The following is a 12345-nucleotide window of genomic DNA, read 5'->3' as shown; positions in this document are numbered from 1 at the left end:
TTGGCCGCCGCTGCCGGCACGCGGGTGTAATTCGGGTGGTATGGCGGGGTGGCGTTTATGCGGGCGGCTTGCCCACGCGCCACGCTCCCCCTGCCCGTATCGCAGAAGAGGACAGGTCCGACATCGGCATGTCGACAAAGCACCACGCCGGGGCGTTGCTTTGGGCCAAAAGTCTGGCTTCAGCTGCGGGCATGCGTGCGCGGCCAAATATCTGTGCGGCCACCGAGCGGCGTGCCCGCATCCGCGACCCCGGACGTGCCAAAATCCCAATCGGCACCTGACCAAAAATCTGTTTCCAATCATCCCAGCGATGAATTTGCACCAGATTATCGGCTCCCATCAGCCAGACAAACCGCACAGCGGGATATAGCGCGCGCAGGCGAGCCAGAGTTTGCGCTGTATAGCGTGTGCCAAGATGCCGCTCTAGATCCGTGATCGAAACCCTTGGGTCGGGCATGATATCTTGCGCCATTTGCAGCCGTTGATCCATCGGCGCAGGCCCATGTGTCTTTAACGGGTTGCCCGGCGTCAGCAGCCACCACACCCGATCCAGATTGAACCGGCGCAGGGCCTCACGCGTGATATGTGCGTGCCCTTCATGCGCGGGATCAAAAGATCCGCCCAGCAAACCAATGGTCATGCCTGACCGCGCAATGGGAAAGCCTGTTTTCATGGGGCAAAGCCCTATCTTGTTTTGCTAGGCATTGGAAAGATGCAACCTGCAGCTTGCGGCGCAATCTGACGGATCTGCCACATCTGTCGGCTTGCGTCGGTGACTGCTTGATGTTGGCAGCGTTTTCAGCCCTGCATGGCTGGGCATCTTTGCTGCGCGTTGATAGGGTCGCAGTCAGGAACACGGCCACCAAATACCAGAGAACCCAATGTCATTGGAGGATCAGCTTACCCATGCGTGCACTTGCGCGGCCTGTTCAGATCGGCCTCCGGGATTGGGTCTGCGCCGGGGTGGATATCACCGGCGGCGTCACAATTGGTGAGAATACGATTGTTGGCGCGGGTGCGGTGGTTGCCCGCTGTTTGCCCTCCGGCATGATTGCGGCAGGTGTTCCCGCCCGTCGATCTGGGACATTACCACTGATGTCCGCCACAGGTTTCCTTACGCCCCATGGACCGTTGTAAAGAAGGCACCCATAGATGACCCATGATTTCAAAATTGTTGATGTGTTCTGTGCCACACCGTTTCAGGGAAACCCCGTGGCGGTTGTGATGAATGCCGACGGGGTGAGCGATGATCAGATGCAGCGCATTGCAGCATGGACGAACCTGTCCGAAACCACGTTTCACTTGCGTCCGACCAACCCACAGGCCGATTACCGCTTGCGTATTTTCACTCCGCGAAGTGAGCCCCCTTTCGCCGGCCACCCCACATTGGGAAGCGCGCGCTTGGCGTGACCGGGGTGTCTGTATTTGGGCGCCATGACGATGGCGACGCGAAGATTGAGGTTCGGTCTTTCGCGCCGTCTAGTGGGGCAACTGAAGATCCGGTCTGTGGCAGTGGAAACGGCGCGATTGCGGTGTATCGGCTACTGCGCGATCAGATTGCCGAGGGCGCGACATATACGGCGGCTCAGGGCCAATGTGTTGGGCGCTCAGGGCAGATCTTTGTCAAGATCGACGCTGCGCGCGTCTATATCGGCGGGCAGGCCGTCACAACGGTCCACGGGCATATTCAGGCAGGCTAAGCATGCGCGCTCGGCAGCGTTTGGCGCGCCGAGCCGCGCGGATATGCCATTTCCACAGGCCAGCACAAGATCACTGAGGAAACCACACTTGCGGCGGTCGGGCGTATGCGGGCGTAAGGCCGCGTGTCACGGCGTGCAGGTCAGTCGGGCTTGGGTCAGCTCTGATGACAGGCTGGCCATCAGTTCGGCTGCACAAAGCTGTCGGGCAAGTGGCGCCCCCTGCCCTGCCCAATGTGTACCAAATCCATGCTCGCCTTTGGATTTGGCGGCACTATGCAGCGCTTTTCCCGCGTCATAGGCCAACGGATAAGCAGGTGGGGTGCCGGTCAGACAATTGTAGGCGGCTTGTGAAAACCGGCTTTTCAGGGTTCGCGCCGGTCGCCCGGAAATAACCGATGTAAGGCGCGTGGCATAGGCCCCTGGGCCGCGCAGCGCCTGCCGGTAGGCGGCGTCGGCATTGGATTCCGGACAATCGATAAAGGCTGTGCCAAGCTGGGCTGCCACCGCCCCAAGGGTCAGCGCCGCTGCGATCCCGGCCCCGTTCATGATCCCACCTGCGGCGATAATCGGCAGGTCAATATGTTTGGCCAAGACCTGTAAAAGCGCAAATGTGCTTAGCTGCGGATCAAAGGTGGTATCGTCGAATGTGCCGCGATGGCCGCCTGCCCCGATCCCTTGGGCGACGATACCGTCAAGCCCGGCTGCCTGAATGCGGCGCGCTTCCTCAAGCGTCGTGGCCGTAGCCAATAATGTAATACCCGCATCATGCAGCGCCGAAATGGCTTTGGGATCGGGAAGCCCGAAGTGAAAGCTGACCACCGCCGGGCGCATCTGAAGCAGCAGCGCCAACAGCGCAGGCGTGTCGTTGAAGCTGGGATAGATTGCACGTAATTGTGGCGGCGGCTTGGCTCCGAACTGTGCAAAAAGCGGGCGCATTTTATTCAGCCACTCCTGCTCAACGACCGTGTCCTGACGCGGGGTTGCATGGGTAAAGACGTTCACATTGAACGGGCGGTCCGTGGCAGCGCGCGTCTGTGCGATCATGTCGGCTGCGCCTGCCACATCTGTTGCACCAATACCGATTGCACCCAATCCGCCCGCGTTTGACACGGCGGCGGCCAGCCTTGGTGTTGACACACCGGCCATCGGCGCCTGCAAGATCGGAAGCGAAATACCAAGTTTTTCCAACATATAAACGCCTTTCAGGGGGCGGAGGCCACGTTTTCGTTGTTCTATTTTTAAGAACCATATTACCATACTGTTCTTTATCAAGTAACATGTCTGCGTGTTCAATTACGAAAAGGATCGCTGCATGGATCTTGCGACGCTTGTCATCTTTCGTACAGTTGCCGCGCAACAGGGTGTGACCCGGGCCGCGCAATTGCTTGGACGTGCGCCGTCCAATGTCACCACCCGTATCCAACAATTGGAAGAGCACTTGGGGGTGGCGCTGTTCCATCGAGAACGCAAACGCATGATCTTATCTGATGATGGGCGGCTGTTCATGGGCTATGCGGAGCGGATTTTGAACCTTGCGGATGAGGCGCGGCAACGGTTGAACCCGGCCCATCCCAGCGGCACGTTACGCGTGGGATCAATGGACAGCACAATTGCCGCGCGACTGACCACGCCGCTGTCGGAATTTGCCCGCGATTGGCCGGATGTAGATCTGCATCTGACATCGGGGCCAACCGGCGATTTGCTACGGTCTTTGCACGCACAACAGATTGATTGCGCCCTTGTGGCGATATTGCCCAATGACGACATGGCACAGGACTTTGAACTGATCGAGATGTTCCACGAGGATCTAATGCTATTGCTGCCCGCGGATCACCCTGACGTGCGTGGACCTGCCGATCTGCGGCTGCATCGGCTTGCAGCCTTTGCGCCCGGTTGCAGTTACCGCGCCTTGGCCGAGGAATGGATGTTGGCGGACGCCGGGGCGACAATACGGGTGCAAGAGGTCCCCTCTTATCATGCGATGTATGGTTGCACAGTGGCCGGGGCCTGTATCAGTGTTATGCCGCGCAGTGTGGCCGCGTTGATGGCGCAGCATGGCACGGTTCGACAGGTGCCTTTGGCTCCGGTCGTGACCTATCTGGCCTGCCGCAAAGGCTTCGATACGGCGGCATTTGATGCCTTTCGGACCTACCTCGCCCAGACCAAAAATCTGTAAGGTAAAACCTGGGATTACGATGCAATATCAGCACCTGCGCCGTTGTATCATGTCGTCCATGTTCCTGACTGTGTTGGTTGGACTGTGGGATAGGCGGTTTGCTCCAACCATATCTTTATCACAGATAAGACAGCACGGGATAAAGACATCATTACCCTGATCCCAAACGAAATTCTGAACACCAGAGCAGAGGGACGTCTGTAGTCAAAAGACCGGCAAAGACGCCGCTGCTGCTGTGACGGGTGATCCATGATATTTGGTTGTGCCTGGCGCTGGTCACCATGATGCCGACATTTCTTGTAGTGTTGGCCCATCCGCTCGACGGTCGACCTACCCGTTTTAGCGACCAGCATAGCGTGCGGGGCTGTCACCTGTGATGCCTTTGAACATTGCGATAAAGGCCGAAGCGGTGGCATAGCCCAGGTCAAGGGCGATGGTCTCTACCCTCTGCCCGTCTTGTAACATGGCAATGGCACGCACCACGCGCAGCCGATTGCGCCACTCGGTCAAAGACATGCCCAGATCGCGCTGACACAGCCGCGCCAGCGTTCGCTCGCTTAGGCCGAAACGGCGCGCCAAAATACCTGCGCCTTGCCGATTCCACGGCGTGTCATGCAGTGATGAAAGAAGGCGTCGCAGCGCGGGATGATCACTGTCGGGCAAAAAGCTTTGGGCAAGTGTGCAGCCCGCCATTTCATCCACCATGACCCGCAGCAGCCGGGCTTGCCGGGGCGTTGCATCGAACTGTGCGCCTGCCAACCGGTCAAGCATCGCACGCAGCAAAGGCGTTACGCTGAGCGAGGTCGCGCCTTGCGGCATGCCACCGCATAATGATGGGTCGATGTAAATCGATATATGCGTGGTCGCGCGGCGGTTATAGCCAATCTGATCAACGTCCGCCGGGATCCAAAACGCCATATGTGGCGGGGCAAGAAAAACCTGCCCCCCGCTGCGCAATTCGGTCACGCCACGATAGCAATAGACAAACTCCCCCCAAGGGTGGCGCAGCGCGGGATAGGTGGCATTATCAGGCATGTCTTCTACCCGGAACCAGACAGGCGCAGGCAGGGTCACATGGTGTGGGGGTTGACGCAGATAGAGCGGTGTCATGATTGGCGTGATTCTGGAATGATTTGGCAGATCGTCGCTATATGCATATATCACGCCACAGCTAAGTGACAGTCAGACCCTGACATATGGCTGTGATATGAAACGACCGATTGACCTGACCGCCTTCGGGCTGATGATTGTGCTGTGCACCACCTGGGGGCTGCAACAAAGCGCGATAAAATTGGCTGCCCCGGCGATTGATCCGATGATGCAAATCGGCCTGCGCTCAATCATTGCGGCAGCATTGGTCGTCACGCTGAGCCGTCTGATTTTTCACGAACGCTGGCTGCGTGGCGTGTTCATCGGGCCGGGACTGCTGGCAGGCACGCTGTTTGGCGCGGAATATGTTCTAGTTGCCGAAGGGCTGCGATGGACCACGGCCTCGCATATGGCGGTGTTCCTTTATACTGCGCCGATATTTGCCGCCATAGGGTTGCATATCATTCAGCCCGAGGAGCGGCTGTCGCTGCTACAATGGCTGGGTGTGGCCATCACATTTTCGGGCGTGGCGGTGATCTTTCTGGTGCCAGAGCTGCGCGGAGCAGATCCAATGGCACCGTCCATGGTGGTGGGGGATCTGCTTGGCCTTGGCGCTGGGCTGGGTTGGGGGCTGACGACCGTGGTGATCCGCACCACGCGTCTGGCCAATGCGCCGCCTGCGCAAACTCTGACCTGTCAGCTGTTCGTGGCCGGGCTTTTGGCACTGGGCTTTAGTATTGTGACCGGGCGCGTTGCGATGACACCTGGGCCGGTCGATATTGCCAACCTTAGCGCGCAGACGCTGCTGGTATGCACGCTCAGTTTTTTAGTTTGGTTCCGGTTGCTACAGATCTACCCATCCTCGCGCCTTGGTGTACTTAGTTTCATGACGCCGGTGTTTGGCGTCTTGGCGGGGGCGCTGCTGCTGGGCGAACGCCTAACGTCAGGGTTTTTGCTGGGCGGGGCACTGGTTTTGCTTGGAATGTTGGTCGTGCAGGCCCAAGATCTGTTCGCCCGCCGCGCCCTTGCGCGACGCCCGGCATAGGCGGCGCGCCCCGTGCCCAGCCAAATCTAGGTGTGGTTTGATGCAGGCCCGGCGCTGGTATGTATTATGAGCTGCTTGAAAAGGACGCTCCAATGATCCGCAGTCTTGATCATCTTGTTTTGACCACGGTCGATGAGGCCGCCTGTATCGCATTCTATGTTGATCTTCTTGGCATGCGTCTGGAACGATTTGGAGAGGGGCGCAAGGCACTGCGCTTTGGAGATCAAAAGATCAACATCCATGTGAAAGGTCAAGAGTATGAACCTAAGGCACATTTGCCGGTTCCAGGCGCGCTGGACCTGTGTTTCTTGTTAGAGGTGCCGCTGGAGGATGCGCTGGCAACATTGCGCAAAAACGGGGCGCAGATCGTTGACGGTCCGGTCTTGCGCAGCGGCGCGACCGGGCGCTTGCGATCAATTTATCTGCGTGACCCGGATCTGAACCTTGTGGAGCTGTCTGAACGGGTTTCCTGACGCAAGCGTGCCGCGCGACCGGGGATGGTTTGCATCAGCAGATCGGGCAGCGCGCGGCAAATGGCCACGGGTTGTGTGACCGGTTGTGTCATAGGCATATGAATTGCGGGAATATGTCATTTTGAAGGGTTTTGACGCATCGCTTGTCAAAACCGCTGGTGATGTATTGTCCACACCAGATCAGGGGCATAAGCCACAGAAACATGGCTGACACATTGATATTGACGTGTTGCCACCGTGACAAATCAGACTTCGGCCGGCCCGTGATTTCAGGTGTCTGTTTATGCCCGCAAACGATCTGCGCGGCATCTGGACGACGCATGTTTTTCATTCGCCCGCTGAAGCCAGCGTAAGGGAAACCGAATGAACAGACGAGAGGCTCTGAAATCCCTCAGTGCACTGGCTGCGGTCGGTGCCGCAGCCACCACCAGGGCAAGCGCCACCGAAATGACCGGCTATCCCACGGATATGACTGTGGCTAAAGATATGCTGCCGCGCCCGGCTATTGCAGGCGGCGCCCGGCAGGTGCTGACCGATGACACCGCCGAACGCACCATTTCGGCAGTGTTCGATCGGCTGATCCCGGGGGATGAGCTTGGTCCATCAGCGACCGAAGCAGGATGCGTGGATTTCCTTGATGCGCAGCTTGCCGATCGGTTTGGCGCAGGCGCGTCGCTATACCGCGAAGGCCCCAAACGCGCCAATGAAGATGATCTGATGCAAACCCCGCAGTTTATCGCAACGCCGCGTGAACGCTATGCGACTGGGTTGCGCGCGCTGGAGGCTTATGCGCAGGCTCGTGACGGCGCTAGCTTTGCAGACCTGCAACCCAATCGACAGGACGAGATTTTGCGCGGTATGGAAGATGGCTCTGTTCAATTGGACGATGCGGTCAATACCAAAGCCTTTTTTGAGCTGATGTTGCAAAACGTCCGCGAAGGTTATTTTTCGGATCCAATCTACGGCGGCAATCGTGACATGGCGGGATGGAAGCTGATCGGCTTTCCCGGCGCACGATATGACTTCCGGCTTTATACCGACCGGCTGGGCGAGGCATTAGACCTTGAACCAGTCAGCCTTATCCCCCGCGACTGAATTCAAGACAGGCAGCTCAAATGGCAACCAATCAAAAAGCAGACGTGGTCATCGTCGGCCTCGGCTGGGCAGGATCGCTCATGGCCGAAGAACTCACCCGCGCAGGTTTAAACGTCGTCGCGATTGATCGCGGCCCGTGGATGGACACCTCGACCCATACACCCCCAGCTGTGGACCCTGACGAATTGCGGTGGGCGATCCGCAAAGAGTTGTTCTCTCCACCCAAGGACAATACGCTGACATTCCGTAACACCACCGATCAGGTGGCCGTGCCACAGCGTGATTTCGGTATCTTTGAGCTGGGTGGAGGCGTCGGCGGCGCCGGTTTCCATTGGGCCGGGATGGCCTGGCGTTTTGATCCTTATGATTTTGAAATCCGCTCGCGCACGATTGAGCGCTATGGCATCGAGCGTGCCGATGACGGAGAGCTGCAGCTGCAAGACTGGGGCATTACCTATGACGAGCTGGAACCGTTTTATGATCGATTTGAACGGATTGCGGGTATCTCTGGTAAGGCGGGAAATATTCAGGGCAAGATCAACGCAGGCGGCAACCCGTTTGAAGGGCCGCGCAGCCGCGAGTATCCCACCCCTGCCCTCAAGACACTACGGTCAATGGAAGTGTTTAACGACGCTACGACCCGCATGGGCTATCACCCGTTCACCATCCCGGTGGCGAACCTAAGCCAGCCCTATGTCAACCCGCTGGGCGTCAGCATGGGTGCCTGTTCGTATTGCGGGTTCTGCCTGGGCTTTGGCTGTGGGAATTATTCCAAATCCTCACCGCAAGCCTGTATTTTCCCGGTGCTTATGCGGCGCAAGAACTTCCGTCTGCTGACAGAAAGCTGTGTCATCCGCGTCAATAAGGCCGAAGATGGGGAAACCGTCACCGGTGTGACCTATGTCGATGCGCAAGGCCAAGAACATGTGCAAGAGGCAGATATTGTCTGCGTCACGGCGTTTCAGGTGGACAGCACGCGGTTGCTGCTTTTGTCCGAGATCGGTCAGCCCTATGACCCGCGCACGCAAGAAGGCAGTGTTGGCCGCAACTTCACCTTCCAGACGGTGTCTGGCGTGGATATGTGGATTGAAGGCGAACAGATGAACCCGTTTATTGGTGCGGGCGGTCTGGGCAGCCAGATCGACGATTATAACGCCGATAATTTTGATCACTCGGACCTGGATTTCTTGCACGGCGCTGGGATGCTGACACTGGCGCGTGACGGTTTGCCAATTTCCAAGGCAGGGAAATTGCCGGAGGGCACACCGCGCTGGGGTGCAGGGTTTAAGCAGGCCTATAAGGATCACTACCAGACCTATACCACGATCTTTAACCAGGGATCGTCGATGCCCATCAAACAGGGGTATCTGGATCTGGACCCGACTTATACGGATAAATTTGGGCAGCCGCTTTTGCGTGTGACCTATGATTATTCGCAATCGGATCGGAACATGGCGAAATTCACCATGGATCGCGCGGTTGAGATTGCGCAGGAAATGGGTGCGCAGCATATCACGCCGTTCAATTTTGCCGATAAGCCCTTTACCACGGCCGTTATCGCCTCTGACCATGTGATTGGCGGCACGCCAATGGGGGCCGACTCGCGCACATCCGTGGTGAACCCTTGGCTGCAAAGCTGGGATTGCCATAATCTTTTCGTCTGCTCTGCCTCCGTGTTTCCGATGAATTCGGGCTACAACCCCACGGGGACGGTGGGGGCGCTGGCCATTCGTGCCGCGCAGGCAATCGTTGAAAAATATGTGCCGAACCCCGGCCCGCTGGTGGAGGCATAACGTATGGCAAATTGGAAATGGATTGCTGGCGGTGTGGTGGTCGTGGCAGCTGTTGCTGTCGGCGGCTGGGTCTGGACGACCGTGGATACGTCGCGCAATGCGGGCGCTGATGATCAGATCGCCTTGGCGGATTTTGTCTCTGACGATACAGATGCGATTGCCCGGGGCGAATATGTCATGCGCAGTGCAGATTGCGCGGCCTGCCACACCCAAGGACAGGGCGATTTTGCAGGCGGCTATGAAATTGGCACGCCATTCGGGACGCTGGTGTCTTCGAACATCACGCCTGACCGGGACACGGGCATTGGTGCGATGACAGAGCGCGATTTCTTTGATGCGGTGCGTCAGGGTCAAGGCTCCAAAGGGATGCTATACCCGGCAATGCCCTACACGGCCTATGCCAAACTGACCGATCAGGACATGCATGATCTGTGGGCCTATATGTCGACGCTGGACCCGGTGTCTAATGCGATCGACGAGAACGCAGGCATGGGGTTCCCCTATAACCAACGCATTGCCATGCTGGGATGGAACATGCTGTTCTTCGATAACAGCGGTTTTAAGGGCGATGCCGGCGGGGCCGATCGCGGGCGGTATCTGGTGGATGCGGGCGGGCATTGTTCCTCCTGTCATACGCCGCGCAATGCGCTGGGGGCCGAAATCTCGGACAACTATCTTCAAGGGGCGCGTGTGGACGGGTGGTATGCGCCAGAAATCACCTCTAATCCGCATCAGGGTCTGGGACAGGTCAGTGTTGATGACATTGCCGCCTATCTTGGCACAGGCACGGACGGGCATGCGATGGCATCAGGCCCGATGGCCGACGCGGTAGAGCATTCCTTGCAATATTTGCGCCCTGATGATCTGACGGCCATGGCTCAATACATGAAGTCAGTGCCTGGTTCCGGTGTCACAACCCCTGCCCCGATGGATCTGACGGCCACGCGTGGTGCCCTGGCCTATGAGGTCAATTGCGCCGCCTGTCACGGTGTTTCAGGCGAGGGTATGGGGCTGCTGGTTCCGGCCTTTGCAGACAATCATGCCGTGTTGTCCGATGATGCGACCAATTTGGCGCGTGTGATGTTATTGGGCGCGCGCGCAGCCCATACTCAGGCCGCTCCTACGGGCGGTGGCATGCCGTCCTTCGCGTGGAAAATGGATGATGCCCAAATTGCCGATGTTCTGGATTACATCCGGAACAGTTGGGGCAATGCGGCCCGGCCTGTGGATCCGGCTTTGGTGACGCAGATGCGCAGCTCTTTGGATGCGCGTAATAAGATCACCGCTGGAGAGTGAGCATGACGGCGTGATGTCAGGCCAGTAACTTAAAGCGACTGATCTGATTGCAAGACCACAGGGGCGCGGGTAATCTTTGCGCGCCCCTGTAATAAAGGCGCCTGAAATGACGGCCCCCGGTGGCGTAAACCCCGGTGAGACAGGCCGCCCAAGTAGCGCAGGCCCCAGTGACGCAGGCCCCGGTGGCGCAAGCAAAGCGAAAAAGGCTGGTTCGGATGTCCAAACGACCCACGATGCAAGATGTCGCGGATATGGCCGGGGTGTCACTGTCGACCGTTGATCGGATTTTGAACCGCCGCACGACCGTAAAGCCATCAACGCTGCGGCATGTGCTGGAAACGGCACAGCGCATCGGCTTTTACGGCACACCGGTCATCCGTGACCGCCTGTCAGAGCAAGCACCGGCCTGCACCTTTGGCTTTTTGTTGAACCCTGCCCCACGCACGCTGTATCGCGAATTTGCAGATCGCCTGTCAGAGCGGGTGCGTAATGCCGCACGGGTGCGAGGCACGCCGATGGTGGTTCACCTTGATCGTCTCGATGAGCGGATGATGATTGACCGGCTGTATCAGCTTGCCGCGCAGTGTGACGTGATCGCGGCGGTTGTATTCGATACGCCTGCCGTGCACGACGCCCTGAAAGATATCTCCGCAAAGGGCTGTGGCGTTGTCGCAATGCTGACTGATGTGTGTGCTCCTGAATGTCTTGCATTCATCGGGGCAGACCCGATTAAAATGGGGCGGGGCACCGGGTGGATCATATCTGCATTGCTTCCTGCGGGCGGGCGCGTTTTGTTGCTGTCGGGATCGCGGTCTTACAATGCGCACCAAGCCTATGTGTCCGGGTTTCAGTCCTATGTCGCAACCACATCTTGTTCGCTGGATGTCGGTCCGGTCGTCTACACACAAGAAGAGGACGCGCGCGCCGAAGACATTGTGCGCAGCGTGCTTGACCAAGATCTCATCGCAGGGATAGTTGTGGCGGGCGGCGGATTGGAAGGCGTGGTCCGCGCGACACAAAAGGTGCCAATGCCGCCCAAAATCATCGGGACCGAGGCAAGCCCATATATCGATATCGCCCTGGCAGCTGGCACAGTGGATGCCGTAATCAGCCATCCGCTGACAGCGGTCGTAGAGCAAACTGTGACTGCGATGGAAGATTTCATTCTGTCAGGGCGCCGCATCGGGCGCAAAGACCATATTGTGCCCGTCGAAATTCGGATCAGCGAGACTGTGTAACACTAGACTTGCACCTTTTCCGTTCCGGAGTGTTACTCATTTTAGGCGGCGAGCTTTTCGAATGCCACGGGTGATTTCCCATTCAACGATGAATGCCGCCGGCGTGGGTTGTGAGAGAGCGTTGACGTATTCGAACACTTCGCCCTCGATGTCTCGGCGCGTTTGACACTGAATCGCCGCGGGTTTACCGGAGACCTATAGCTTCATTTCACGCGACCATATCGAGCACGTCGCGCTGTGTATAGAAGTTCTGTTCAGCCTCTGCTGGCGGTATGTTTCCGATAGGGCCGAGCAAGCGCCGGTGATTAAACCAATCGACCCAGCCGAGCGTCGCCATTTCCAGATACTGCATGTTGCGCCATGGACCCTGGCGATGGACCAGTTCGGTTTTGTAGAGACCGTTTATCGTCTCCGCGAGGGCGTTGTCATAGGAGTCTCCC

General features: G+C 58.0%; 14 protein-coding genes and 1 pseudogene. 10 read left to right on the top strand and 5 right to left on the bottom strand.

What is annotated here, in order from left to right; all coding sequences use genetic code 11:
- Window positions 1-55: 55 nt before the first annotated feature.
- A complete protein-coding gene (locus BFP70_RS04250; RefSeq protein WP_066010136.1) occupies window positions 56-673 on the bottom strand; it encodes a nicotinate-nucleotide adenylyltransferase in 618 nt (205 codons plus the stop codon).
- Between the two features lie 233 nt (window positions 674-906).
- Here BFP70_RS04250 and BFP70_RS04245 point away from each other — a divergent pair, with 233 nt between their 5' ends.
- From BFP70_RS04245 to BFP70_RS21200, 3 genes are read left to right on the top strand one after another with little or no spacing between them, the layout of a single operon-like run.
- Window positions 907-1137 carry a hypothetical protein gene (locus tag BFP70_RS04245; protein ID WP_066010135.1) on the top strand — a complete coding sequence of 77 codons (231 nt, stop codon included), beginning with the start codon at window positions 907-909 and terminating at the stop codon, window positions 1135-1137.
- A gap of 15 nt (window positions 1138-1152) precedes the next feature.
- Window positions 1153-1410, top strand: a complete 258-nt coding sequence (locus tag BFP70_RS21205) for a PhzF family phenazine biosynthesis protein (protein ID WP_066010134.1) — start codon at window positions 1153-1155, stop codon at window positions 1408-1410.
- Window positions 1407-1700 carry a PhzF family phenazine biosynthesis protein gene (locus BFP70_RS21200; RefSeq protein ID WP_066010133.1) on the top strand — a complete coding sequence of 98 codons (294 nt, stop codon included), beginning with the start codon at window positions 1407-1409 and terminating at the stop codon, window positions 1698-1700. The genes BFP70_RS21205 and BFP70_RS21200 overlap by 4 nt, the downstream gene beginning before the upstream one ends.
- Before the next feature lie 126 nt (window positions 1701-1826).
- Here BFP70_RS21200 and BFP70_RS04230 read toward each other — a convergent pair whose 3' ends face one another.
- Window positions 1827-2891, bottom strand: coding sequence for a nitronate monooxygenase family protein (locus BFP70_RS04230; protein ID WP_066010132.1), 1065 nt, complete (start codon window positions 2889-2891; stop codon window positions 1827-1829).
- Window positions 2892-3012: 121 nt separating this feature from the next.
- Between BFP70_RS04230 and BFP70_RS04225 the strand changes: the two genes are divergently transcribed.
- Window positions 3013-3876: a LysR substrate-binding domain-containing protein gene (locus BFP70_RS04225; RefSeq protein WP_066010131.1), complete on the top strand. Its 864-nt coding sequence runs from the start codon at window positions 3013-3015 to the stop codon at window positions 3874-3876.
- Window positions 3877-4215: 339 nt separating this feature from the next.
- Here the strand turns inward: BFP70_RS04225 and BFP70_RS04220 are convergent, their stop codons facing one another.
- Window positions 4216-4986, bottom strand: a complete 771-nt coding sequence (locus tag BFP70_RS04220; protein ID WP_066010130.1) for a helix-turn-helix transcriptional regulator — start codon at window positions 4984-4986, stop codon at window positions 4216-4218.
- A gap of 97 nt (window positions 4987-5083) precedes the next feature.
- Between BFP70_RS04220 and BFP70_RS04215 the strand changes: the two genes are divergently transcribed.
- The 6 genes from BFP70_RS04215 to BFP70_RS04185 all read left to right on the top strand — a co-directional run bounded on the left by BFP70_RS04215 (window position 5084) and on the right by BFP70_RS04185 (window position 11905).
- A complete protein-coding gene (locus tag BFP70_RS04215; protein WP_066010129.1) occupies window positions 5084-6010 on the top strand; it encodes a DMT family transporter in 927 nt (308 codons plus the stop codon).
- Window positions 6011-6102: 92 nt separating this feature from the next.
- Window positions 6103-6483, top strand: a complete 381-nt coding sequence (locus tag BFP70_RS04210; protein WP_066010128.1) for a VOC family protein — start codon at window positions 6103-6105, stop codon at window positions 6481-6483.
- Between the two features lie 363 nt (window positions 6484-6846).
- Window positions 6847-7578: a gluconate 2-dehydrogenase subunit 3 family protein gene (locus BFP70_RS04200; protein WP_066010126.1), complete on the top strand. Its 732-nt coding sequence runs from the start codon at window positions 6847-6849 to the stop codon at window positions 7576-7578.
- A gap of 20 nt (window positions 7579-7598) precedes the next feature.
- Window positions 7599-9371, top strand: a complete 1773-nt coding sequence (locus BFP70_RS04195) for a GMC family oxidoreductase (protein WP_066010125.1) — start codon at window positions 7599-7601, stop codon at window positions 9369-9371.
- A gap of 3 nt (window positions 9372-9374) precedes the next feature.
- Entirely contained in the window at window positions 9375-10667 is a 1293-nt protein-coding gene (locus BFP70_RS04190; RefSeq protein ID WP_066010124.1) for a cytochrome c, read from the top strand.
- Between the two features lie 215 nt (window positions 10668-10882).
- The gene (locus BFP70_RS04185) at window positions 10883-11905 is read left to right on the top strand and encodes a LacI family DNA-binding transcriptional regulator (protein WP_066010123.1); all 1023 of its coding nucleotides are present in this window, start codon (window positions 10883-10885) and stop codon (window positions 11903-11905) included.
- A 41-nt stretch (window positions 11906-11946) separates the two neighbouring features.
- Here the strand turns inward: BFP70_RS04185 and BFP70_RS20610 are convergent.
- Together BFP70_RS20610 and BFP70_RS04180 are read right to left on the bottom strand one after the other, a co-directional pair.
- Window positions 11947-12070, bottom strand: a pseudogene (locus BFP70_RS20610) (IS3 family transposase); the annotation flags it as partial.
- A gap of 43 nt (window positions 12071-12113) precedes the next feature.
- Window positions 12114-12345: integrase core domain-containing protein (locus BFP70_RS04180; RefSeq protein WP_141693094.1), on the bottom strand; the 232-nt coding region annotated here is incomplete at its 5' end.

It is taken from the genome of Thioclava sp. SK-1, from assembly GCF_001705665.1.
Taxonomy (GTDB): Bacteria; Pseudomonadota; Alphaproteobacteria; order Rhodobacterales; family Rhodobacteraceae; genus Thioclava.
This window is presented reverse-complemented; position numbering and strand designations above follow the sequence as displayed.